This is a genomic window from Plantibacter cousiniae (nom. nud.), assembly GCF_977070315.1.
Genome location: NZ_CDRVEU010000012.1, coordinates 222871 through 247075 on the forward strand (window position 1 = coordinate 222871; position 24205 = coordinate 247075).

Annotated in this window: 16 protein-coding genes; 7 read left to right on the top strand and 9 right to left on the bottom strand. The window is 60.7% G+C overall.

The window, feature by feature from the left end; genetic code table 11:
• Window positions 1–23 precede the first annotated feature (23 nt).
• A complete protein-coding gene (gene mnmH / locus ACW55A_RS22095; RefSeq protein WP_003435603.1) occupies window positions 24–1124 on the bottom strand; it encodes a tRNA 2-selenouridine(34) synthase MnmH in 1101 nt (366 codons plus the stop codon).
• Window positions 1124–2158 carry a selenide, water dikinase SelD gene (gene selD, locus ACW55A_RS22100; RefSeq protein WP_498811633.1) on the bottom strand — a complete coding sequence of 345 codons (1035 nt, stop codon included), beginning with the start codon at window positions 2156–2158 and terminating at the stop codon, window positions 1124–1126. The genes mnmH and selD overlap by 1 nt, the downstream gene beginning before the upstream one ends.
• A 235-nt stretch (window positions 2159–2393) precedes the next feature.
• On the opposite strand from selD, the gene ACW55A_RS22105 reads away from it, so the two are divergent.
• From ACW55A_RS22105 to phnE, 4 genes are read left to right on the top strand one after another with little or no spacing between them, the layout of a single operon-like run.
• Complete coding sequence (locus tag ACW55A_RS22105) at window positions 2394–3245, top strand: putative selenate ABC transporter substrate-binding protein (RefSeq protein ID WP_455809592.1); 852 nt, start codon at window positions 2394–2396, stop codon at window positions 3243–3245.
• Window positions 3242–4039: a phosphonate ABC transporter ATP-binding protein gene (locus ACW55A_RS22110; RefSeq protein ID WP_455809593.1), complete on the top strand. Its 798-nt coding sequence runs from the start codon at window positions 3242–3244 to the stop codon at window positions 4037–4039. The genes ACW55A_RS22105 and ACW55A_RS22110 overlap by 4 nt, the downstream gene beginning before the upstream one ends.
• The gene (locus ACW55A_RS22115) at window positions 4033–4860 is read left to right on the top strand and encodes a PhnE/PtxC family ABC transporter permease (protein WP_003435592.1); all 828 of its coding nucleotides are present in this window, start codon (window positions 4033–4035) and stop codon (window positions 4858–4860) included. The genes ACW55A_RS22110 and ACW55A_RS22115 overlap by 7 nt, the downstream gene beginning before the upstream one ends.
• A complete protein-coding gene (gene phnE, locus ACW55A_RS22120; RefSeq protein WP_003371074.1) occupies window positions 4857–5624 on the top strand; it encodes a phosphonate ABC transporter, permease protein PhnE in 768 nt (255 codons plus the stop codon). The genes ACW55A_RS22115 and phnE overlap by 4 nt, the downstream gene beginning before the upstream one ends.
• 67 nt (window positions 5625–5691) lie before the next feature.
• Here the strand turns inward: phnE and ggt are convergent, their stop codons facing one another.
• From ggt to ACW55A_RS22135, 3 genes are all read right to left on the bottom strand, one after another.
• Complete coding sequence (ggt, locus tag ACW55A_RS22125; protein ID WP_054082196.1) at window positions 5692–7419, bottom strand: gamma-glutamyltransferase; 1728 nt, start codon at window positions 7417–7419, stop codon at window positions 5692–5694.
• A gap of 205 nt (window positions 7420–7624) precedes the next feature.
• On the bottom strand, window positions 7625–8512 hold the full coding sequence (gene mmsB / locus ACW55A_RS22130; RefSeq protein WP_455809594.1) for a 3-hydroxyisobutyrate dehydrogenase: 888 nt from the start codon (window positions 8510–8512) through the stop codon (window positions 7625–7627).
• A gap of 33 nt (window positions 8513–8545) precedes the next feature.
• Entirely contained in the window at window positions 8546–10072 is a 1527-nt protein-coding gene (locus ACW55A_RS22135; RefSeq protein ID WP_455809595.1) for a CoA-acylating methylmalonate-semialdehyde dehydrogenase, read from the bottom strand.
• A 158-nt stretch (window positions 10073–10230) separates the two neighbouring features.
• Here ACW55A_RS22135 and ACW55A_RS22140 point away from each other — a divergent pair, with 158 nt between their 5' ends.
• From ACW55A_RS22140 to ACW55A_RS22150, 3 genes are all read left to right on the top strand, one after another.
• The gene (locus tag ACW55A_RS22140) at window positions 10231–11178 is read left to right on the top strand and encodes a LysR family transcriptional regulator (protein WP_455809596.1); all 948 of its coding nucleotides are present in this window, start codon (window positions 10231–10233) and stop codon (window positions 11176–11178) included.
• Window positions 11179–11417: 239 nt separating this feature from the next.
• Window positions 11418–12578 (top strand): polymorphic toxin type 44 domain-containing protein, encoded by a 1161-nt coding sequence (locus ACW55A_RS22145; RefSeq protein WP_455809597.1) that lies wholly within the window; start codon window positions 11418–11420, stop codon window positions 12576–12578.
• 482 nt (window positions 12579–13060) lie between these two features.
• The gene (locus ACW55A_RS22150; protein WP_498811634.1) at window positions 13061–13729 is read left to right on the top strand and encodes a polymorphic toxin type 44 domain-containing protein; all 669 of its coding nucleotides are present in this window, start codon (window positions 13061–13063) and stop codon (window positions 13727–13729) included.
• A 487-nt stretch (window positions 13730–14216) separates the two neighbouring features.
• Here ACW55A_RS22150 and ACW55A_RS22155 read toward each other — a convergent pair whose 3' ends face one another.
• From ACW55A_RS22155 to recC, 4 genes are all read right to left on the bottom strand, one after another.
• Window positions 14217–14621 (bottom strand): NUDIX hydrolase, encoded by a 405-nt coding sequence (locus ACW55A_RS22155; protein ID WP_498811635.1) that lies wholly within the window; start codon window positions 14619–14621, stop codon window positions 14217–14219.
• A 107-nt stretch (window positions 14622–14728) separates the two neighbouring features.
• On the bottom strand, window positions 14729–16822 hold the full coding sequence (gene recD, locus ACW55A_RS22160) for an exodeoxyribonuclease V subunit alpha (protein ID WP_455809599.1): 2094 nt from the start codon (window positions 16820–16822) through the stop codon (window positions 14729–14731).
• A complete protein-coding gene (gene recB / locus ACW55A_RS22165; protein ID WP_455809600.1) occupies window positions 16819–20511 on the bottom strand; it encodes an exodeoxyribonuclease V subunit beta in 3693 nt (1230 codons plus the stop codon). Before recB ends, recD begins: the two co-directional genes overlap by 4 nt.
• Window positions 20508–23981 carry an exodeoxyribonuclease V subunit gamma gene (recC, locus tag ACW55A_RS22170; protein WP_498811636.1) on the bottom strand — a complete coding sequence of 1158 codons (3474 nt, stop codon included), beginning with the start codon at window positions 23979–23981 and terminating at the stop codon, window positions 20508–20510. Before recC ends, recB begins: the two co-directional genes overlap by 4 nt.
• Between the last annotated feature and the right edge of the window lie 224 nt (window positions 23982–24205).

The following is a 24205-nucleotide window of genomic DNA, read 5'->3' on the forward strand; positions in this document are numbered from 1 at the left end:
GCCAGATGGATAGAGGTCGAGGCTTAACCTTTTACTGAGCGCTCGCGCAGGTAGGCCAGCACTTGCGCTTGATCACCTGCGAACTCGATACGCGCCGCCTTGTGTTCGCGCTGGTAAGCGTACATCGGGTCGTAGTACTCGCCGAGCAGCCCTTCGATCCAGCCACGGTGCAGATCAACCGCCCCGCTGCGCTGCTGTTCTTCCAGCGCCGCCTGCATAAGGCCCGACAGTCGCTGGTGACGCTCGCCGCCGAGGCGTTTGTGAATGTTGTTCAGGCTTTGCAACAGACGCTCGGCGAACAGGCCAAAGCCTTGCTCTTCGCCCTTGACGGTGATGAACTCTGCGCAGAGGTTGATCACGTAATCATCGAGAATCCGCTCGACGCGATTCTCGAAGCTGTCTTCCAGCCAGACCATCGCGCAGCCCTGCATCGCCTGGTGCAGCTCCAGCGGCACGTTGCAACTACCGACCAGACGGCTTTCATCTTCCACAACGAATTGTTCGATACCGGCTGCGCGCTTCTTGAGCAGGTCGATGGCCAGCCGGTTCTCGAAGTCGATCTGCGCCGGTTGCCCGGTGGCACGCTTGCCGAAGCTGGAGCCGCGGTGGTTGGCGATGCCTTCCAGGTCCAGGCTGTTGCGCAGTTGCGTCAACACTTCGGTCTTGCCCGTGCCGGTCATTCCGCCGAGCACGACGATCTCGCATTCGCTCACCGCCTCGTGCAGGGTATCCAGCAGGAACGTGCGCATCGCCTTGTAGCCGCCAAGAACCCGTGGGTAGTCGACCCCGGCATCCTTCAGCCAGCGCTGTACCGTCTGCGAGCGCAGCCCGCCGCGAAAGCAATACAGGTAGCCATCCGGGTTGGCCTTGGCGAACTCGACCCACGCATTGACGCGTTCATCCTTGACCTGACCACAGACCAATTGATGCCCAAGCTGGATAGCGGCGTCCTGGCCGTGTTGCTTGTAGCAGGTGCCGACCTTCTGCCGCTCGATGTCATTCATCAGCGGCAGGTTGATCACACCAGGAAAAGCCCCCTTGGAAAACTCCACCGGAGCACGAGCGTCCATCATCGGCACGTCGTTGAGAAACAACGCGCGGTAGTCGCTGCTGTTGTCGGCCATCAGAACACCTCGACGGCGTGGGTCTGTCGCTCGTGCAGGGTGCCGATAGGGTTGAGCAGCAGACCCAGTTCGGCGGCCACGATCAGAAACTCGGCTTCACCTTCAGGGCTGACCGCGACCAGCAGACCGCCGCTGGTCTGCGGGTCACACAACAGGTCACGCTGGGCGTCGGTCAGTGTGCCGACCCTGTCGCCGTAACTTTCAAAATTGCGCAATGTGCCGCCCGGCACACAGCCCTCGGCAATGTAATGCTCGACGCCGGGCAGACGCGGTACAGCAGCGTAGTCCAGACGCGCGGTCAGACCTGCGCCGTCCGCCATTTCAACCAGATGCCCGAGCAGGCCGAAGCCGGTGACATCGGTCATGGCCTGCACCCCTTCGAGTTTGCCGAAACGGCTGCCCGGCTTGTTCAGAGTACACATCCAGTCACGCGCCAGACCGATGTCTTCATCGCGCAACCTGGATTTCTTCTCGGCGGTAGTGAGGATGCCGATGCCCAGGGGCTTGGTCAGGTACAAGGTGCTCCCCGCCAGGGCAGTGTCGTTGCGTTTCATGTGCTTTTTCTGCACCACGCCGGTCACCGCCAGACCGAAGATCGGCTCCGGCGCGTCGATGGAGTGCCCGCCCGCCAGCGGAATACCGGCAGCGTCGCAGACGGCACGACCACCGCGAATGACTTCACGCGCCACTTCTGGCGGGAGGATATTGACCGGCCAGCCGAGGATGGCGATGGCCATCAGCGGATCGCCGCCCATCGCATAGATATCACTAATGGCATTGGTCGCGGCGATACGGCCGAAGTCGAACGGGTCATCGACGATGGGCATAAAGAAGTCCGTGGTCGAGACCACGCCGCGCTCGTCATCCAGCGCATAGACCGCTGCGTCATCACGCGAGGCATTGCCAACCCAGAGTCTGGGGTCGAGGTTCTGAGCGCCGCTGCCAGCGAGGATCACGTCCAGCACCTTGGGGGAAATCTTGCAGCCACACCCTGCTCCATGACTGTACTGGGTCAGGCGGATTGGCTCATTCATTGCGACACTCTCGGTTACCGGGAAACAGGCTGTGGAGTCTAGGGGCTGTTCCCTTATCAGCGCAAACCGCGTCGTGCGCCGATCGTGCATTCGGGCGATGAATCTGCCGAACTGGCCTTTCTCGCCATGCCTCTTATAATCCCCGCGCATCACCACCGAATCCTGTGAAGCGCCGCCTGCTCGTGCTGGCGGGCGTCACGTTATCCTTTTTCCGCTATTGAACCGGAGAACCTCCATGCTCAAGCGTACCCTGGCGCTCGCCGCCGGCCTTGCCCTGTCCTTCTCCGCCCTGACCAGCCAGGCTGCCGACACCCTGCGCGTCTCGGCCATTCCCGACGAAGCGCCCACCGAACTGCTGCGCAAGTTCAAGCCGCTGGGTGCTTATCTGGAGCAACGGCTGGGCATGAAAGTCGAGTTCGTTCCAGTCGCGGATTACCCGGCAGTGGTCGAAGCGCTGGCCACTGACCGGCTCGACATGGCCTGGCTGGGCGGCTTCACCTTCGTTCAGGTCAACCTCAAGACCGGTAATGCGGTGCCACTGGTACAGCGTGAGCAGGACGCCAAATTCACCAGCAAATTCATCACCTCCGATCCGGACGTGAAAACCCTGGCGGACCTCAAGGGCAAGACGTTTGCTTTCGGCTCGGTGTCCTCGACATCCGGAAGCCTGATGCCGCGTTATTTCATGCTCAAGGAAAACATCAAACCGGAAACGTTTTTCAGCCGCGTCGCCTATTCCGGTGCGCATGACGCAACCGCAGCGTGGGTTCAGGCGGGCAAGGTCGATGCAGGCGTGCTCAATGCCAGCGTCTGGGACAAACTGGTCGCCAGCGGCAAGGTCGACACCAACAAGGTTCATGTCTTCCAGACCACACCGGCTTATTTCGACTACAACTGGACCGTGCGCGGCAGCCTCGACCCGGCACTCGCAGCGAAAATCAAACAGGCCTTCCTTGATCTCGACCCGACCAACCCGGAGCAGAAGGCGATCCTCGACCTTCAGGCCGCCAGCCGCTTCATCGAGACCAAGCCCGAGAACTACAAAGGCATCGAAGAAGCCGCACGCGCTGCCGACCTGCTGAAATGACCTTGCGTCTGTCCGGCATCGAGCTGCGCCACAGCGACGGCACACTGGCGTTGCGCGGCCTGGACCTGAGCATTGATCGCGGCGAGCGGGTGGCGATCATCGGGCCATCAGGTGCGGGCAAGACCACGCTGCTCAACCTGCTGGCCAGCGCTCTGTCGCCCAGTGCCGGGCAACTGCAGGTGCTGGGGACTGATCCCTGGCAGCTCTCCAGCACACGACACCAGCGCCTGCGCAGCCGCATTGCGCTGATTCATCAGGCACCGCCGTTGCCAGCGCGCCAACGGGTGGTCACTGCGGTGTCGGCGGGCAGGCTTGGTCAGTGGGGGCTGGGCAAAAGCCTGCTGAACCTGCTGCATCCCCTCGACATCAGCGGCACCCGCGAGGTATTGGCACGTCTGGACCTGGCAGACAAATTGTTCGAGCGTTGCCAGCAGTTGTCCGGCGGACAGCTGCAACGTGTCGGCATTGCCCGCGCCCTGTATCAACAACCCGAACTGCTGCTGGCCGACGAGCCGGTTTCGGCGATGGACCCGCGCCTCGCCGATCACACCCTGGCGCTGCTGTGTCAGCACGCCATCGAGCACAACGTGACGCTGGTCGCCAGCCTGCATGCGGTGGAACTGGCGCTGGCACATTTTCCGCGGGTCATCGGGGTGCGCGACGGGCGAATTCACTTCGACCTTGCCGCCAGCGAGGTCGGCCGGGAGCATCTCGACACGCTGTATGCCAACGAACAACTCAGCCCTCAGGCGGTTTCGGATGCGGCTGAAATACGCTGGGCGCCACGATGCTGAGTCGGGATCAGCGCGACCCGGCGGCAACGCCACGCCTGTTGCTGACGTTGCTGGCGGTCGCCCTGCTCTGGCCGGGCATTCGTCTGGCCGAACTGAATCCGCTGGTACTGCTGCAAGCCGATAATGCGCGGACGATGGGCAGCTTTCTCTCCGGGTTCTGGCCGGTGGCGCACTCTGCGGAATTCCTCGGGCTGCTGCTGGATGCGACGCTGCAAACCCTGGCGATCGCGACGGCCGGCATTGCCCTTGCCTTGCTGCTGGCCGTTCCGGCAAGCCTGCTCGCCAGCAAAGCGCTGTCGTTGTCGGCCGCCTCACACGGAGGCCGCCCCGGCTGGCTCGGCCAATGCCTGCGCTGGCCGACACGCGGAGTATTGATCTTCCTGCGCAGCGTGCCGGAAATCGTCTGGGCGCTGCTGTTCGTGCGCGCGGTCGGCCTGGGCCCGACGGCCGGCGTGCTGGCCATCGCCATCACCTATGCGGGCATGCTCGGCAAGGTGTACGCGGAGATTTTCGAATCGGTGGACCAACGCCCGGCTCACGCGCTGCTCCAGGCAGGCAGCGGTCGCCTGGCAGCGCTGGCTTACGGCATCCTGCCCAACGCGGCAGCCGAATTGACGTCCTACACTGTGTACCGCTGGGAGTGCGCCGTGCGCGCTTCGGTGGTCATGGGTTTCGTCGGCGCAGGCGGACTGGGTCAGCAGATCGACCTGTCGATGCGCATGTTCGCCGGTGACGAAGTGGCGAGCATGCTGCTGACCTTCCTGCTGCTGGTGCTGCTCGCCGACCAGCTCAGCCGCTTGCTGCGCAGGCAGTTCACATGAAGCGCGCAGGCAATCTGCTGCTGGTGCTGACGATGATTGCGGCAGTGATCGCATCGTTTGTGTACCTCGGCCTCGACCTGTTCACCTTGGGCAGCCACGACAACCTGACGCAGATGGGCCGTTACGCGCTGCGCTTCATGAGCCCGGACCTGAGCGCCCCTCATCTGCAGGCAATCGGCCAGGGCACCCTGGAAACCCTCGCCATGTCTGCACTCGGCACATTGCTGGCCGCCATTGCAGGTTTGCTCCTGGCACTGCCCGCTGCCGGACGCTTCGGCTGGTTCCTGCGCAGCCTGAGCCGCCTGCTGCTCAATGCGCTGCGCGCCATTCCGGAACTGGTGTGGGCCGTGTTGATGGTGCTGGCTGCCGGGCTCGGCCCCAATGCCGGCACGCTGGCGCTGGCACTGCACACCACGGGCGTTCTGGGCCGTCTGTTTGCCGAGGCGCTGGAAAATACCGCGCCGCAACCCGCTGCAGCGATTCGTCTGCAGGGCGGCAGCGCCTGGCAGGCGTTCAGCTACGGCACCCTGCCCAACCTCTGGCCACAGCTGCTGGCGTATACACTGTATCGCTGGGAGAACAACATTCGCATGGCCAGCGTGCTGGGCTTTGTCGGCGCGGGCGGTCTGGGGCAAATGCTGTATGTCAGCCTCAGCCTGTTTCAGGAAGCGCAGGCCAGTACCGTGATTCTGGCGATGCTGATACTGGTGTTGGCCGTCGACGCTTTGAGCGGTTGGAGCAGGCAGCGTTGGGTGCGTAACTGAGCAGACCTTAGAACGCAAAACGCCACGACCCTGAAGCTCAGGGCCGTGGCGCGATTAGCAGCGTGACTCAGTAGCCGAGCGACAACCCGGTGTTGCGACGCGGGTCGTTGGCACCGTAGAAGCGGTTGTTACCGACCGGTTTGCCACCCAGCGAAGGCGCGCCCACCAGAATCGCCGCCACATGATTGAGCGGCTGCGGACCTGCGAACTTTTGACCCCAGCTCTGAAGTATCTTCAGCGTGTCAGGGCTGACCGCGAAGGTATCGATGTTGGTTTCCTCAGGCTGCCATTGCTGGTGGAAGCGCGGCGCATCCACCGCTTCCTGAATGTTCATGCCGTAGTCGATGACGTTGAGCATGGTCAGCAGCGTGGCGGTAATGATGCGGCTGCCGCCCGGCGTGCCGACGACCATCACAGCCTTGCCGTCCTTGGTGACAATGGTCGGGCTCATCGACGACAGCGGCGTCTTGCCCGGCGCGATGGCGTTGGCTTCGCCCTGCACCAGTCCGTACATGTTGGGTACGCCGACCTTGACGGTGAAGTCATCCATTTCATCGTTGAGGATCACGCCGGTCTTGCTGGCCATGACGCCCGCGCCGAACCAGTTGTTCAGGGTGTAGGTCACCGAAACCGCATTGCCCCATTTATCGACAATCGAATAGTGGGTGGTGTTGCTGCCTTCATGGGGCGCGACGCCGGGTTTGATCTTGCTCGAGTCACCGGCCTTTTGCGGATCGATGGCTGCGCGCAGCTTGGCGGCATACTTGACGTCCAGCAGGTGCTCGACCGGATTCTTGACGAAGTCCGGGTCGCCCAGGTAGCTGTTGCGGTCTGCGTAGGCGTGACGCATGGCCTCGATCTGATAATGCATGCCCTGCGCCGAGCGGAAGCCCAGCTCTTTCATCGGGTAGCCTTCGAGGATGTTCAGAATCTGGCAGATGACCACACCGCCGGAGCTCGGAGGCGGTGCCGAGACCACATGGTAGCCACGGTAATCACATTCGACCGGTGCCAGCTCGCGGGTCTTGTAATGGTCGAGGTCCGCCTGGGTGATGATGCCCTTGCCGGCCTGGCTGGAATCGACCAGCGCCTTGGCAACCCAGCCCTTGTAGAAACCGTCGCTGCCCTTCTCGGAGACTTCCTTGAGGGTCTTGGCCAGGTCTTTCTGCACCAGTTTCTGACCGACCTGCATCGGTTCGCCCTTGTCGAGGAAGATCGAACCGGAATCGGCCATGTCCGCCTTGAATACATCCGTGGCGCTCGACAGCATGTCGACATCGCCCTGCCCCAGCACAAAACCCTCCTCAGCGAGCTTGATCGCCGGCGCGATGACTTCCTCACGCTTGCGGGTACCGTACTTGCTCAGGGCCATTTCCATACCGGAGACGGTGCCAGGCACGCCGACGGCCAGATGGCCCTTGGCACTCAGATCAGGGATGACCTTGCCGTCCTTGTCCAGGTACATGTTGGCAGTCGCGGCCAGCGGTGCCTTTTCACGGAAGTCGAGGAAGGTCTTGCGCCCGTCGGCCAGCTGAATGGTCATGAAACCACCACCGCCGAGGTTGCCGGCAGCGGGATAGACCACCGCCAGCGCGTAGCCGACCGCTACGGCCGCATCGACCGCATTGCCGCCAGCCTTGAGTACATCGACACCCACGTGGGTAGCCAGGTGCTGAGCCGTCACGACCATGCCGTTTTCGGCAGCGACCGGGGCTTGTGACGCGGCGAATGTGGGGGAATACGCGACAATCAGTGCCGTCGCGATCAACGATCTGGCGAGGGGTTCGAACTTCATGGTCGATCTCTTCTTTTTCTGGGTCAGGGACGTTTGATGAGTGAAGCGCCAGCCTCCGGGCGAGGATGCGGCGCTTCTCGTCGAAGCGTACTGAGCATCCCTGCGCTGATCTGACGAGGTCCAAAGTAGCCGGTTCTGCCACGTTTTCCTAATGTAAAAACCGGATACACAGCAACGCCCCACTGATTCCCGACACGGGTGACGCCTAGGCTTTCGGGCGATACCCCTCAATGATCGCCGAGAAGTCCTTGCCGCCATCACCGCGCAGGCTCATGGCCTGGTACAGCTGTTGCGCCACTGCGCCGAGGATGACCGGTTGATGCGCAGCGCGCGCGGCCTCGGTTGCAAGGCCCAGGTCCTTGAGCATCAACTCGGCACCAAAGCCACCGCTGTAACCGCGCGACGCGGGAGCGGTTTCGACGATGCCGGGCCACGGGTTGTAGGCCTCGGAACTCCAGCAACGACCGGTCGAGGTATTGATGATGCCGGCCAGCACTTCGGTGTCGATACCCAGTGCATTGCCCAGCGCCATGGACTCGGCCACGCCGATCATGGAAATCGCCAGCAGCATGTTGTTGCAGATCTTGGCAATCTGGCCGGTGCCCACGTCACCACAATGCACGATGTTGCGGCCCATCTGTTCCAGCACCGGTTTGAGCACGGCAAAGTGCTCGGCAGAACCGCCGACCATGAAGGTCAGGGTCCCGGCCTGCGCCCCACCGGTGCCGCCCGACACCGGCGCATCGCCCAACACCACGCCTTGCTGCGCAGCGACAGCGGCGATGTCGCGGATGGTCTGCGGGTCGATGGTGCTGCAATCAACCGCCGGGACGCCTCGTGCGATGCCTTTCAGCACGCCGTCGTCGTTCAGGTACACGCTGCGCACATGTGCCGCTGCGGGCAGCATGGTGATGACCAGCTCACTGCCCTGAGCCGCCTGTGCGGGTGAGTCACTGACCTGTGCGCCCAGCTCGGCGAACTCAGCCAGTACGCTCTTGTTGAGGTCGAACACCTGCAAGGCGTGACCGGCTCTGATCAGGTTGCGGGCCATGGGCGCGCCCATATTGCCCAGACCGATAAATGCGATGTTCATTATTGTTCTCCCGAGCGAATTGACCGCCAGCGCTCAGCGCAGATTGATCGTGGTGTTCACGCCATCGTTGACGCTATCGTCATCGAACCAGCGACTGGTGACGGTCTTGGTCTGCGTGTAGAACTGCACCACCTGTTTGCCGTACGGGCCCAGATCGCCCAGTTTGGAACCTCGCGAGCCGGTAAAACTGAAAAACGGCACCGGCACGGGAATCGGAATATTGATCCCGACCTGCCCGACATCAATCTCGCTTTGAAACTTGCGTGCCGCCGCACCGCTCTGGGTGAACAGCCCGGTGCCGTTGCCGAACGGGTTGGCGTTGACCAGCGCGATAGCCTCATCGAGGGTATCGACCTCCAGCACCACCAGCACCGGCCCGAAAATTTCCTGGGTGTAGATCTGCATGTCGGTGGTGACGCCCGAGAACAAGGTCGGCCCCACGAAGTTGCCGCTCTCGTAACCCGGAACCGAAACCTCCCGACCATCCAGTTCCAGCGTCGCGCCTTCACGCACGCCGCTCTCGATCAGATCCAGAATGCGTTGTTTGGCCCGTCGTGAAATCACCGGCCCGATGTCGGTGCCTGGTTCCTGGCCGGCATTGACCTTGAGAGTCTGCGCCCGTGCCTTGAGGTCGGGCAGCCACTGTCTAGACGCGCCGACCAGCACCACCACAGAAGTCGCCATGCACCGCTGACCCGCCGCACCGAAACCTGCGCCCACCAGCGCGTTCAGGGTTTGCTCACGGTTGGCATCGGGTAGCACCACGGCATGATTCTTCGCCCCCATCATTGCCTGCACCCGCTTGCCATGCCGACCGGCCAGATCGTAGACATGCGTGCCGACCGTCGTTGAACCGACGAAGGAAACAGCCTTGATGTCCTTGTGCGTGCAGATCGCGTCCACCACCTCCTTGCCACCATGCACCACGTTGAGCACACCGGGCGGCACTCCCGCCTCGATCGCCAACTCGACCAGCAACAGGGTCGACAGCGGATCCTGCTCGGAAGGCTTGAGCACGAATGTATTGCCGCAGGCGATCGCCATCGGAAACATCCACAGCGGAATCATCGCCGGGAAGTTGAACGGCGTGATCCCGGCGCACACACCGATCGGCTGGCGCAGGGTATAGGTGTCAACGCCACTGGCGACGTTCTCGGCAAACTCGCCCATTTGCAGCGTGCCGATCGAACAGGCGTGCTCGACCACTTCCAAGCCCCGAAAAATATCGCCCTCGGCATCGGCCAGCGTCTTGCCCTGCTCGGCACTGAGTACCGCCGCGATGCGCCTGGAGTGCTCGCGGATCAGCGCCTGCAACTTGAGCATGATGCGCATACGCACACCAATGGGTGTCTCACGCCAGGTTCGATAGGCCGCGTGAGCAGCTGCGACAGCGGCGTCCACTTCACTGGCCGTGGCGAATGGCACCTGGGCGAGGATTTCCTGAGTGGCGGGATTGACGATGTCTTGCCATTCGCTGCTTTGCGAGTCGGTCCATTCGCCGTTGATCAGCAGTTTCACGCGAGCAATCGAGGTCGTCGTGTGGTTCAGTGAGGCATTCATTTCAGCGATTCTCCCTTCAGCAAACCACGCATCCACAGCTTGTGCAGAAGGATGGGCGTGGCCTCCCGGCAGTCTCGTTTTTGAATTGGTCAGGGGGCGTGCTTTGGAGTATAGATGTGCAAACTTCTAACAAGAACGTAGATAAAAGCAGGGTCAACATGCAAAAAAACATCACCTCCCTGGGGCTGTTGAACTGGGATGACCTGAAGTTTTTCCTTGAGGTGGCACGCACCCGAAAAGTCAGCAGCGCGGCCCGGCGTCTGGGCGTTGACTACACCACCGTGTCGCGGCGCATCAACTCGCTGGAAACCTCACTGGGCACACTGCTCTTCGAGAAATCGCGCAACAACGGCTTCATCATGACCGCAGAAGGTCAGCGCCTGCTGGGTTATGCCGAGTCCATCGAAAGCACACTGCACATGGCTTGCGAACAGGTTTCCGGGTCCAGCGTCGCGCTATCAGGGCATGTGCGCATGGGCTGCACCGAAGGCTTCGGCAGCTTCTTCATCACCCCGCAACTGAGCCACTTTCTCGACAGCTACCCGAGCATTTCGCTGGACATCCTGCCGCTGCCGCACTTCATCAGCCTGTCTAAGCGCGAGGCGGATATCGTCATCGCCCTGGAGCGCCCCGAACACGGTCCTTACGTGTGTTGCAAACTCTGCGATTACAGCCTGGGTCTGTACGCCACCCAGGCCTACCTCGACAACCACTCGCCCATCGAACACAAAGCGGACCTGAGCGAGCACGTCTTCATCAGCTACGTCGACGACCTGGCGTTCAGCTCCGAGCTGCTGTACATGAGCAACCTGCTGCCCAACGCCCAGGCACAACTGCGCAGCACCAGCGTCATCGCCCAATACACCGCGGCCCTGCAGGGCCGCGCATTGGCCATCCTGCCATGCTTCCTCGCCGCCCAAGACCCACTGCTGCTGCCGGTGCTGAGGGAGGAAGTGAACATTACTCGTCAATTCTGGATGTACTGCCGGGAGGACCTGCGCAAGTTGAAGCGGATCACGTTGCTGTGGGATTACATTCGGGAGGTGACGGAGTTGAATAAGGGGTTTCTGTTGGGGGAAAACCGCGCTATTCGCTTCCTTCAATGACAGATTTTCGAGGGATCAGGTGGCCTTATAGTAGCGGGGCAGACCGGAGTTGGCCGACGGTTTGTGACACGGATGCTGGTTCGCAACCATTGAGGTCACCCCGACTCTTCGATCAGATTCTCAAGGTCCTTCGCAAAACTAAGATTTCCCCTACATACCGCCTTTTGCGCTTCCGGTAGCCTCCCACGCGTCAACTAAACGCTGGTTGTCTACGTATCAAAACGCAGGGACGGGATGCAATGATTTCTTCAGCCCGATTGGGCGACAAGCACGCCTGCCCATTACCGGGGCACGGTACAACGCCTATCGCTTCTGCATCCGATGACGTCAACATCAACGGCATGGGCGCGGCACGTGTGGGGGATACCTGCGGGTGTGGCGCGGTCATCACTACAGGCTTTCCTTCCATTCTGGTGAATGGCCGTCCTATGGCCCACCTAGGAAGCCCCACCAGTCACGGCGGGACAATCATCACGGGCTCAGGCAATGTGGGTGGCGGCTTCGTCATGGGCGACGCTGGTGGCGCGACCATTATCAATTTCATGGCGTTGGGGGCCTTCCGGCCAGACGGTTCCGTGGACGACGAGAAGATGGCGACCTTGCTGGCTGACCCGAAGCTCACGGAGAAAGCCTTGGCGGCGAACGCTTCGGTAGGCCCTGAGGCAGTCGGTGAGAAGTCAGATGCGGAGCCTGAGCCAAGGGCGGAATCTGTTGTTTGCAAACACCCTGACAGGATGGAAGAGCTGGCGACATACATTGCGGACGAGATGAATCGCAATATTCATCACCCTTCTGTTTTGAAAATGAAAAAACTGCTCAGTTATGACGTTGCCGAAGAGACGCGCAAGCAAATGGACCTGCCTTGGTATGCTCAAGTTGGCGCGACGAGCCCCCAAACTATTGGCGCAGCAAATGGCGCTGCTGCGTTGGTGATTTGGACTGAGCGTGTAGGGCAGTATAGGGATTGGGACCACAAGCCGAAAATCCATAAGAAGTTCGGTGGGTATTACCACAAGCAAGGAGAGTACGAGTATTTTTATGATATTTGGTCTAACATCCACTACGGTTATGTTGGCCGCGCAGGCGGTCTTTCAGAAAGCGTGCTTGCCGACGGTGCGGGGTTAGAGCAGATAGTCTCAGACTCTGTCGGGGCGGTCAGTGACATAACAAAACCACAGGTAAGCAGAAAACACCGGGGGCCTCAACGTGCCGAGAACGTAGAGGGACTCCGCGCTTGGGACGACGATCCCGACCGAATATCTGTCGGGATCGGGATTAAACTCTTTAACCTGCACCCTCATGGTGGCATAACAGCGAAAATGATAATGAAAGAGGTTCTTTCGGTTGCACCACAAGCATGGGGAGCAGGTGTCATTGATCATCAATGTGAGAAAACTTAAGTTGCGTCATGCAGTTTTGTTCGCGCTTATAGCTCTGCTAACGGCTTGGTATGCTGCTACCCCCAGCGTAGTTATTCATTACTCCAAAGAAGCTACGGATGAACTTCGTTTAGTATGGGATACGCAACACCAAATTCATAGAGAGAGGATGCTTCCGGGAGAAGCGTCATCTGATGTTGGTCATCTATTCCCCGATGAAGATTTTTTTATGGTTTTCTTTTGGGGCCCCATCAAGGGCCATATGAGATGTATCGACATAACGCCCAAGCGCTGGGCTACGTTAGATATATACCTAACGGAGTCGGGTAGAGTCGACATTAACAAAACATCTCCCGCCATTATTGAACGCTTGAAAAAATGTGAGGGCGAACCTGATCCTTTCCGGCACTAAGGTGCCCTTAGAACCTAAGGCTGCCGCTAGGGAGTCAGAGGCGAAGCCTTAGCCAAAAGCGGAACCTGTTGTTAGCAAACACCCTGACAGGATGGAAGAGCTGGCGACTTATATTGCTGGAGAGATGAACGCCAACATCAATAGTCCAGAAGTTCGTCAGATGAGAGACCTCAATAGCTTCGATGCGGCGGCAAAGATGAAGGAGTATGAGGCGCTTCCATTTTACCTGCGCCTTGGTCCCGGCCCGGATTTCTACAGCATGGCGGCCGGTATGCAAGCAAAGGCTTTTGCTATCTGGGCAGAACGTGTTGGTCAGAATCGCCCGTGGGACCACAAGCAGAAAATCCGTGCAGCATTTGGCGGCATTTGGCATACACAAGGAAAGTACGACTATTTTTATGATATTTGGTCGAACATCCACTATGGCTATGTGGGCCGCGTTGCGGGTTTTTCCGAGAGTGTACTTGCAGACGGGGCAGGGGCCGAGCAAATAGTTTCGGATTCTTGGGGAAAGGTCAGCGATATAACGAAACCGTTAGAAAGACGCAAACACAGGGGACCTCACCGTGCTGAAGACGTTGACGGCCTCCGTGCCTGGGACGACGCCCCAGATCAGATATCTATTAGTATTGGAATTAAACTCTTTAACCAACACCCCATGGGTAGGATAACAGCGAAAATGGTTATGGATGAGGTTCTTGCAGTTACGCCACAGGAATGGGGAGTAGGTGTCATTGAGCACAAATGCAAAGAAAATTAAGGTCCGTTACTTGTTCCTTTTCCTATTGATAGCTCCCCTGGTGGCTTGGTACTTTGCTGCTCCTGGCGTAATTGTCCACTACCCTAAAGATGCCACGGACGAACTGCATTTAATTTGGAACACGCACGACCAGATTACAAGGCAGCGAATGCTACCGGGAGAAGCCACATCGGAGTTTGGTCACGCATTCCCTGATGAGAACTTCTTCATGCTGTTCTTTTGGTGGACCGACAGAGGTTTACGAAAGTGCATCGACATCTCACCTAAGCCTTGGGCAACGATAGACATCTACCTTGATAGGGCTGGTAGAGTCGATATCGACAGAACATCTCCTAAAGTTATTGCCCGGTTGAAGCAATACGCGGGTGAGTCTGACCCCTTCCGGCCCTGAGGCGTGCTACCAGCGCCACGTCAAACTCGGCACAGCCAATGAGTAAACACAGAAGACACTCCCGACACCTAAAGAAGAGCTGACCCATACCCAGATTCAAGTAACGGTCTCCCTGAGAAAGCTCAAGGCATCCTTGAAAATATAGTGCCATCTGTCAGACGGCTCACTCATCAGCGGATGCCAGAAGAATCTGAAATCGTGTCCTCCATCATCCTCTGCAAAATGCACCCAGCTATCGGGAAGGTCTTGAGCCACCTCACATTCATGAAATGCCCAGATATGTCCCGTTATGGTGGAGTGCCACTCACCCAGGTTTCGCTTTGCTGTCGCTTGAATCCCGGCCTCCTCCATTAACTCCCGCACAGCAGCCGCGCAAGTTGACTCGCCTGGTTCCACACTGCCCTTCACCAACTGCAGGCCCGCCAACGGATGCTCAAATGCCAGAATCTCCAGCACTCCCCGGTCTCGCAGAACCACAGCACACGCTTTATCCGCCGTCATGCGGTTACACCTTGGCCTTTTCAATTGCCCCTTGAACCCGGTTGAAGAGCATAGGGATTATGAAGCTCGACTTCGTACCTGCAAATCGCCAGACAGCACGGACATGATCAAAGCCCCAACATCAGCCCACTCAGACGTTTGACCTTGCGGCGCAGGGCTTCTTCGAAGATGCCCTGGCGCGGTTCGATCAGGCTGAACCAGTGCTTGGCGCGGGTGATGCCGGTGTAGATGAGCTCCTTGGTCAGTACCGGGTTGAGCGCTTCGGGCAGGATCAGGGCGGTGTGGGCGAATTCCGAGCCTTGGGATTTGTGTACGGTCATGGCGTACACGGTTTCGACCTCGTTGAGGCGGCTGGGCAGGACGAAGCGTACGCCTTCGCTGCCGTCGTTGCGGGGGAAGGCGACGCGCAACACCTGTTTGCCCTCGCCGTCGCGCTCGGGCAGGCGCAAGGTGATGCCGATGTCGCCGTTCATCAGGCCAAGGCCATAGTCGTTGTGGGTCATCAGCACCGGGCGACCTTCGTACCATTGCTGTTCGCTTTCGATCAGCTTCGCGCTGAACAATGCGTGAGTGATGCGCTGGTTCAAACCCTCCACGCCCCACGGGCCTTTGCGTACGGCACACAGCAGTTGAAAGGCGTCGAAGGCGCTGAGTACCGAGCGCGCCCAACGGGTCCAGCACGCGTCGTCCAGTGCCGAATCGTCGGCGGGACGTTCGGCGGCGAGTACGTTCAGGTAATGCCGGTAACCCTGCGGGCCTTGCTCGCCCCTGCCAAGACCGTCGAGCACCAGGCGTTCGAACTTGAGGTCCTGCTCGCCCTTGAGTGCCAGGGCGAACAGGTCGTCGTGACTGCCCGCCGAGAGCAGCGCGCGGGCTTGTTGGTCCTGTTGCTGGTTGACCAGCCGGGCCAGCTGGCCGATGCCGCTGCCTTGGCCGAAGCGACGCGAGTGGCGCAGCATCACCACTTGCTGGGCCAACGGATGCTGCTGTGCATCGCCCTGCCGCAAACCGCCCTTGCCGAGGTCTTCGCCGCTGACGGCTTCCAGCCAGGCCTGGGTGTCGGGGCTGTAGAAACCTTCTTCGGCGTCGCGGCACAAATCCCCGAGTACCGCCCCCGCCTCAACGGACGCCAGCTGGTCCTTGTCACCCAGCAGAACCATGCGTGCATGCGGCGGCAGTGCGTCGAGCAGATTGGCCATCATTTCCAGGTCGATCATGGAGGCTTCATCAACCACCAGCACATCCAGCGGCAGTAAATTGCCCGCATGGTGGCGGAAGTGCCGGGTACCGGGGCGACTGCCCAGCAAGCGGTGGACGGTGGTCACCTCGCTGGGGATTTTCTGTCGTACGTCGTCACTGACATCCAGGCTCTGCACCTGTTGACTGATGGACTCGGTCAGACGTGCCGCCGCCTTGCCGGTAGGTGCCGCAAGACGGATACGCAGCGGTTGGCCATTCTGTACCGCCGGGGCCTGCAACAAGGCCAGCAGACGCACCACCGTGGTGGTTTTGCCGGTGCCGGGGCCGCCGGTGATGATGCTGAAACCCTTGCGGGTCGCCAGTGCGCAGGCAAGCTTCTGCCAGTCGATGACAGCTTGTGGCGAAGAATTGGCCGGGCCGAACAATGCGTCGAGTTGCTGCGGCAGATCCTCCGGCGGCGTTTCACGCTGTGCCAAGCGCTGACGCAAGGCTGCTGCGATACGCCGTTCGTAAGTCCAGTAGCGGCGCAGGTACAGACGCCGCTCGGCCAGCACCAGCGGTTTTTGTCGCGCTTCGGCACTTGAATCGCCCACCTCGGCAACCAGCATGCTGCCGGCCAGCGCCTGGCACCAGGCGGCGCCATCCAGTGCTGCCAGCAGTTGTGAGGGCAGCAGCATCGGCGCGCTCTGCTGATCGCCTTCGGGTGGCAGTGACAGGGCGAAGTCCGGTTCTTTGAGGGTCTCGTACAGGTCAAGGCAAACGTGACCGTGGCCGAGCTGATGGCTGGTAAGCGCCGCAGCCACCAGCACCAACGGATCGGCGTGCGGATCGAGATCACTCAGGAACGCGACGAACGCCTTGTCCAGAGCACGCAACCAGCCGCGCTCGACCCAACGTTCGAGCAGGATCAGCAGATCGCTGACACGCGTCAGCGGGCTCAACTCAGCGAGGCTGATGTCGTCCAGCGCGGTAGGCAACAGATCATCGAACGAGCGGCTCATGCCAATGCTCCCGGCAGGTCATGCGCTATCGGTTTGCCCTGAAACAGCAGGTCCAGACTCTCGATCAGCTCACGTGGCGGACGGGTGAAATACGCTCCCTGAGAGGCCGAGCGACTGCCGCGCAGAAACAGGTAAAGCGCGCCGCCCATGTGCTGGTCGTAATCGTAGTCGGCCATCCGCGCCTTGAGCTGACGGTGAAGGGCCAGCAGGTAGAGGACGTATTGCAGGTCATAGCGGTTGTCGAGAATGGCGGTTTCCATCGCCAGCTGGGTGTACGCACTGTCGTCACTGCCCAACCAGTTGGACTTGTAGTCGGCCACGTAATACCGGCCTTCGTGTTCGAACGTCAGGTCGATAAAGCCCTTGAACATGCCGTTGAGCGAGACCGTCTCGGTCCCAGCACGCGGCGCGTTGTCGTGGGTGAAGCGGCGCACGAGGGCGTCCATCTGCGCGACGTTGACGTTATTGCTGGCGAACCAGAATTCCATTTCCACACGGTACTGATTGGGCTGATCCAGTTCGCCCAGGGCCACCGGTGCGGCGTCCGGCGACAGGCGCAGCGGCATGTTCAGCATGTGTTGCAGCCAATCGCTCAGGGTATTGATCCAGCCTGCCCAACCGCGTCGATTGCAGCGCCGGGCGACGGCGTCCTGCAGTTTCTCCGGCGCGTGCGCGGTCATCGCAAACCCTTCGTTGCCAGCCCACTCGAGCAGCCCGTGCAGAAAGGTGCCGGGATTGGGGCCACGCGGAAAACGATGGATATCGCCGCCGCTGGTCAGGATGTCGCGCGGGGCTTCAGGGTCCAGACGCTCGTCGTCGAACAGTTTCTGTGCCTGCGGGCTGTCAGGCGACTCATCGGCACCGGCCGTTACCGTGTCGCCGATACGCAGGGCGCTGTAGGACGCGATCCACCAGTTCTCGGCAGCGCGGCGTTTGGGCACCAGCAGCTTGACCAGCGCCGCTTCGTTGCGCGGCGCACTGAAGCGCTCGTCGGTGGGCTCCGGCACAGGTTGCAAGGCAATCGCGTCACACCTCTGGGCCAGATCACGCAGCCAGACGTTCAGCTCCGCCGACTCGGCCAGCACTGCGCCACCGCCCAGGAGGTAACCCAGTGCGGAACGGTGCAGCATGGAGGTGTTGGCATTACCACGCTTGAGGTCGGCGACGCCCAGCCAGCAGGCATGTTCCGATCGCGTGAGGGCGACGTAGAGCAGACGCAGGTCTTCGGCCAGACGTTCATCATCGGCTTGTTGAATCAGCGCCTCGGTAGGCTGCAGGCTGATCTGGGACTTGCCGTCGGCGTCGTGAAACTGCAGCGGCAGGCGACTGCCGTCCACCGGTTTCGAGGAGCAAATGAACGGCAGGAACACCAGCGGGTACTGCAAGCCCTTGGACTTGTGGATGGTGACCACCTTGACCAGTTGCTCATCGCTTTCCAGACGCAGGATCTGCTCTTCCCCGGCCTGGCCGGAGAGTGCCAGATGGTCGCCCAGATGACGGATCAGCGCCTGCTCGCCATCCAGTTCGGCGGCGGCCTGCTGCAGCAGTTCAGACAGGTGCAGCAGGTTGGTGAGTACTCGTTCGCCATCGTTGCGGGTCATCAAGGTCTGTGGCAGGGCAAAGTCGTGCAACAGACGGCGCAGCATCGGCAGCACGCCCTGGCTGCGCCATATGGCGCGATAGCCACGAAACTGCATGACGCGCCGCTCCCACGCCAGCTCGTCCTGATTCAGGCGCTCCAGTTCGGCCAGCGGCAGATCCAGCGTGATACATGCCAGCGCGGCACGCAGCGTGCGTTCGGAGTCCGGCTCGGCGCAGGCCTTGAGCCAGGACAGCAGGTCGTGGGCTTCCTGGGCGGCGAACACCGAATCCTTGTCGGACAGGTACACGCTGCGCACACCACGTGCGGTCAGTTGCTGACGCACCGCCTGCGCTTCCTTGCCGTCGCGGACCAGAATCGCAATGTCGGCCGGACGCAGCCCGCGCAGAATGTTGTCGGGCGTAACGAAACCGGCACGGCCCTGTTGACCGGCGTTGAGCAGACGCACGATCTCGCTCGCGCAACTGGCCGCCAACTGCTGACGATAAACCACGCCGGACACCGGCTGGTCGCTTGGCAAGTGCCAGACCGTCAGCGCCGTCAGGGGAGCGCCGTCGACATGCAGCGTCTCTTTGCGGCCTTGGGCCAGCGCATCGGAGAACGGCACCTGATTGCCGTGCTCATCACGAAACAGGAACGCACCGCGACCTTGCTCTCGTTGCTCTGCCCGCGTGAAGACATGGTTGACCGACTCGACCATCGCATGACTGGAGCGGTAGTTGGTGTCCAGCGTATGCCAACGGCCATCGGTCGCCTGGCGGGCACGCAGGTAGGTGTAGATATCGGCGCCGCGAAACGCGTAGATCGCCTGTTTCGGGTCGCCAATCAGGAACAGCCCGGTCTGCTCATCGTTGGCCTCAAGACGATAGATGCTGTCGAAGATCCGGTACTGGACAGGGTCGGTGTCCTGGAATTCATCGATCAACGCCACCGGAAACTGCTCGCGAATCAGGGTGGCCAGACGCTCGCCGCCCGCGCCATGCAGGGCCGCGTCGAGCCTGAGCAGCATGTCATCAAAGCCCATCTCGGCGCGGCGACGCTTCTCTTCTTCAAAGCGCGCGCTGACCCACTGCGCCGCATGCTGCAACACAGCAGCATCGGGTTTGGGCAAACCGTCGAGCGCCGCCTTCAACTGTGCCATGGCCTCGAAGGCCGGGTGCACAGGTGGCTCGCTCTTCCAGGCTTCGGCAATGCCGTCGGGGGTCAGACGAGTGAAACCGGTGCCCAGATCCAGCGCTTCCTGTGTGTCGTCAGCGGCCCAGGCAGCAAGTTTTTCAAACCAGGGTTTGAAGTAGCGTTCCTGCATCTTGCGGCCGTCGACTGCCTTGCGAGCGACCGCGTCCTGACACAGCGCATACAACTCGTCGGACCAAACGGCCCACGGCGCTTTCAGCGCGGCAAGCGCTGCCCGGCGCTCTTGCAATGACGCCGCAATCAGTTCGGCCGGTTCCTGAGTGAGTGGACTGCGATCACGGCCGAACAGACCTCGCACACGCGGCAGCAACGCCGCCGGACCGCTGAGGTTTTCCCGCACCCAGAGCAATGCGTCGCCGCTCATGGGGTAATAGAAGCGGCGCCAGTAATCGCGCAGGACTTCGCCGAGCAAATCGCTGTGGTCGGTTTCCAGCGTCTGAGTGAACAGACTGCCGCTGTCGAATGCGTGCTCGCGCAACATGCGCTGGCACCAACTGTGGATGGTCGAGACCGCGGCCTCGTCCATCCATTGTGCGGCAATGTCCAGACGGCTGGCGCAGGCTGGCCATAGCGACGCTTCAAACTGTTCACGCAGATCGGCAATCAGGCCATCGGGGGCGGCGATCTCGTCACGGAAGAAGCGAGCGGCCTCCGCCAGCCGGGTACGGATTCTGTCACGCAATTCTTTGGTTGCGGCATCGGTAAAGGTCACCACAAGAATCTGCGGCGGCAGCAGTTCGCGACCAAAGCCGGACTGCTCGGTGCCGTGGCCGAGCACCAGACGCAAGTACAGAGCGGAGATGGTGAAGGTCTTGCCGGTGCCAGCGCTGGCCTCGATCAACTGGCTGCCGCGCAGTGGAAAGCGCAGCGCGAGAGGAAGGGATTGTTCGCTCATGCGCCACCCTCCCCGCCGGACAACGACTGCCACGGCGCATCGTAAATCGGTTTGTAAAGCGTCTCGCACCAGCCTGCGAATTCTTCACTGCCCATCAGTGCGTCAAAGTCCGGAAACTGCCGAGCCAATGCCGTGCTTTCTCGGCGCTCGCCGTCGGTGGTCTGTCCGTCACCTTCGTAGGCTTTGCGAGCAGCCGCTTCGGCTTTGTCGGCAGGCTGGACCAACCAGGCGAAGGCGGTTTTGACCGCGACAGGCAGAGGTTCCTGCATGCCGTGCAGCCAGGCCGTCAGCAAGTGGTTGAGCGTGGTGACGGCACTCGCCTTGTCCAGCGGCTCCAGCATCAGGGTTTCATCACTGGCGACCAGTGCCGTGCTCAACGGCAGGTCGCAAGCGCACGCCACCAGATGGTTGACCCACGGCCGAATCAACCGGTGCCACTTGCGGGTCTTTTTCGAGCCGATGCTGTTGGGAATGGCGGTAACCAGAAACAGCTCGCCACGGGCGTTACGGTGCAACCCGCCTAGCCAGCCGTCGATGCTGACACCCGCATGGCTGAAGCTGATCGGTAAAGCGCTGCTCAGGGTCTCGGGCCAGAGGGCCAACAGATCGTGGTAACGCCTGAGTACGTCAGGCAGCGGTTCGATCAGCTCGCTCTGCATCAAGGTGCCGAAGCCTGCGAGCGGCAGCAGGCCACTGGCTTGCAGTTTCAGCGCCTGAGTCTGTAGAGCAGCATCCATATTGTCGGGCGAGGACATACCTGCGCCAAGCAGGCTTTCACTCAGGCCATAGCGCTCAAGGGCATCGAGCACGAACGGCTCTTCATCGGCGAGCGGCGCTTCAGCGACTTCGAAATAGATCTTCAGGCGCTGGCTGAAAAAGTGTTTTACCGGGTTTCTCAGGAAATCCTGTAGCTGCGCAATGGACAGCGGTTCTTCCTGTTCGTGAGGCGGCAGCGCTTGAGGCACGGGCACCTGAAGGTCGGTTTCATGCAGCAGACGCCACTCGCGGGCGAAGCTGAAGTACCCCGTTCCGGCGTGGAAGTAATTGGCGCTGAAGGGTTGCAAGGGGTGATTCACAGTCAGGGCTTTCAGCAAGCGCTCATCATCCTGTTTAACGTCCGGGTCGGTCTCGCCGGCCAGCTTCCAGCCGCTGGCGAGGTGATCGCGAAGCTGACCGATGAGCACCGAAGCTGGACGCTCACTGTTGTCACGAATGCGGTGGCCAACCCAACTGACATACAACTGATCCCTGGCCGAGAGCAAGGCTTCCAGCAACAGGTAACGATCGTCTTCACGCCGGGAACGGTCGCCGGGGCGGTAATCGCTGCCCATCAAATCGAAATCCAGCGGCGGTTGCGCGCGCGGATAATCGCCGTCGTTCATGCCCAACAGGCAGACCACCTTGAACGGGATGGCGCGCATGGGCATCAGCGTGCAGAAGTTGACCGAGCCCGCCAGAAAACGCTGGGAAAGGCGCCCTTGATCGAGCCCGGCCAGCCAGGCCTCACGCACCACGGTCAGCGGCAGCTCTTCAGTCAGCCTTACCGTTGCACAGGTTTCCAGCCAGTTCTCGCGCAGTGTTTCCAGTTGGGCAAGCAAGTAGTCGTCATGCTCGCTGTCGGCGAGGAAGAACAACTGCAGCAGCGATTGCAGACGGGCACCCCACGCTTCCGGAGTGGTGGGTGTCGTCAACTCTGTGTGGGCGACCTGAAGAGCATCAATCAACGCGACCAGCGGACCGATCAACGCCGCATCAAGCCCGCCGATCTCATCGTAGGGTTCGATGCCGTCGTAAGCCGCACCGGCACCCACGGCGTAACCCAGCAACATGCGACGCAGGCCGAAATGCCAGCTGTTCTGCTCAAGGGCATCCGGCAGCCCGAGGCCGGCCCGCTGCTGAGCATTAAGCCCCCAACGAATGCCTGCGCCTTCTATCCAGCGATGCAGTGTTGGCAGGTCGCGCTCTTGAATCCTGAAGCGTGCTCGCAAGGCTGGAACGTCCAGCAGGTCAAGAATCTCACTGACCGTGAAACGGCTGTCCGGGAGTTTGAGCAGGTGCTCGACGGCAATCAGCAACGGCTCGCGGCCGCGCTGGCCCTGATCAGCCAGCGTAAAGGGGATGAAGCGACGGTCTTCGCGTTCGATCTGTCCGAATACCGCTCGTATGTGTGGGGCATAGCTGTCGATATCCGGGACCATCACAATCACGTCACGCGGACGCAGGCCAGGGTCTTTGCTGAATCTCGCCAGTAGCTGGTCATGCAGCACTTCCACTTCGCGCTGCGCACTGTGAGCCACATGGAAGCGGATCGAGCGGTCCTCGAGAGGATCGACTGCCGGCCAGAGCTCACGGGTTTCATCCAGCGGACGCAGCTCGAGAATATCGTCCTGCAACTGGTTCAGCAGTGTGGTGGGCTCCGCTTCACTGAACAGATCAATACGCTCGTCCTTGAACGAGGAGCGGTAGCTGCGTGGGTCGTCATGGCTGTCCAGCAGGTTGATGTAATCACGTCCCTGCTTGCCCCAGGCCGCGAGCAACGGGTGAGCATGCTGATGCAGCGCCTGCGGGTCGAGGACCATCGGCATTCCGCTCTTGCGCGCCTGACGTTTGTACTGGTGACGCAGCAGGTCCTTGTCGGCGACGATATCGGTCCAGTGGTGGCGACACGGGTTGTGGACACAGAGCAGAACCTGACTGAATCTGGCCAGCCCTGCCAACGCCTCGAGCGCTTGTGCAGGCAGTGACGAAATGCCGAAAACGATGACCCGTGCCGGCAAGCCCGGCGGCGCTTCGGTCATGTTGCCGATGCGCTCGATGAAACGCTGATGCACGCCCGCGCGGCTCTGCGACATCCCTTCAGCCCCGACGTCGTCCAGCAACGCACGCCACAGTTCGGCCTGCCAGCAATTGGCAGCTGACAATGGTCTGGACTGACCTCGTACGTCGCGCAATTGATGACGGCCAGCGGCCCAGTCTTCCAGCCAGTCCGCACGGTAAACCTGGTATTGGTCGAACAGATCGGACAGGCGCTCGGACAGTTGATAACGCTTGCGCAGATCCGTGTCGTCGGTCAGGAAGCGCTGCAGGGGCTCGAAGTGTGGCTGATGGATCAGCGACGGCAGCAAGCGCATCAAGCGCCAGGTCAAAGGGGTCTTGTCGAGCAAGGAAGTCTGGGGGATCTCATCTGCACCCAGCACCATGCGATACAGCGTCCACATGAAACTGCCGGGCAACTGGACGTCTATGGCGGCGGCGATACCACAGCCACCGTTGTCTTCATCCTGGGCATCTTCGGCCAAGGCCAGCTTCAACCATTGCGCAATGCCGTTGCTCTGCACCAGAGCAATCTCGTTTTCCAGGGGCGCCAATGGATATCGCCGCATCCAGGACACAACCAGACTGCGCAGTTCATCCGGGCGGTTGCCTTGAACCACCATGAAGCCTGCACTCAGAGAGGTTGTAACGGACATGCTTGCTTCCTTGACGGGTGCGTGGAACCTGATGCCGAACCATAAGGGCAAGCGCGCCGGATTGCCATAAGCACGTGGGTCTGGATGACTGCCGGAGAGGTAGAGTTATGAGCTCAGGAGGATGCAGAGGTTTCTGGAACACCAGACAAACAAAAACCCTCAACGCGTAAGCGATGAGGGTTTCTGGAATTCAATCTTGACGATGACCTACTCTCACATGGGGA

Coding starts and splice junctions, on each gene's coding strand:
- mnmH (WP_003435603.1), bottom strand. CDS start 1,124: ATGGCCGACAACAGCAGCGACTACCGCGCGTTGTTTCTCAACGACGTG.
- selD (WP_498811633.1), bottom strand. CDS start 2,158: ATGAATGAGCCAATCCGCCTGACCCAGTACAGTCATGGAGCAGGGTGT.
- ACW55A_RS22105 (WP_455809592.1), top strand. CDS start 2,394: ATGCTCAAGCGTACCCTGGCGCTCGCCGCCGGCCTTGCCCTGTCCTTC.
- ACW55A_RS22110 (WP_455809593.1), top strand. CDS start 3,242: ATGACCTTGCGTCTGTCCGGCATCGAGCTGCGCCACAGCGACGGCACA.
- ACW55A_RS22115 (WP_003435592.1), top strand. CDS start 4,033: ATGCTGAGTCGGGATCAGCGCGACCCGGCGGCAACGCCACGCCTGTTG.
- phnE (WP_003371074.1), top strand. CDS start 4,857: ATGAAGCGCGCAGGCAATCTGCTGCTGGTGCTGACGATGATTGCGGCA.
- ggt (WP_054082196.1), bottom strand. CDS start 7,419: ATGAAGTTCGAACCCCTCGCCAGATCGTTGATCGCGACGGCACTGATT.
- mmsB (WP_455809594.1), bottom strand. CDS start 8,512: ATGAACATCGCATTTATCGGTCTGGGCAATATGGGCGCGCCCATGGCC.
- ACW55A_RS22135 (WP_455809595.1), bottom strand. CDS start 10,072: ATGAATGCCTCACTGAACCACACGACGACCTCGATTGCTCGCGTGAAA.
- ACW55A_RS22140 (WP_455809596.1), top strand. CDS start 10,231: ATGCAAAAAAACATCACCTCCCTGGGGCTGTTGAACTGGGATGACCTG.
- ACW55A_RS22145 (WP_455809597.1), top strand. CDS start 11,418: ATGATTTCTTCAGCCCGATTGGGCGACAAGCACGCCTGCCCATTACCG.
- ACW55A_RS22150 (WP_498811634.1), top strand. CDS start 13,061: ATGGAAGAGCTGGCGACTTATATTGCTGGAGAGATGAACGCCAACATC.
- ACW55A_RS22155 (WP_498811635.1), bottom strand. CDS start 14,621: ATGACGGCGGATAAAGCGTGTGCTGTGGTTCTGCGAGACCGGGGAGTG.
- recD (WP_455809599.1), bottom strand. CDS start 16,822: ATGAGCCGCTCGTTCGATGATCTGTTGCCTACCGCGCTGGACGACATC.
- recB (WP_455809600.1), bottom strand. CDS start 20,511: ATGAGCGAACAATCCCTTCCTCTCGCGCTGCGCTTTCCACTGCGCGGC.
- recC (WP_498811636.1), bottom strand. CDS start 23,981: ATGTCCGTTACAACCTCTCTGAGTGCAGGCTTCATGGTGGTTCAAGGC.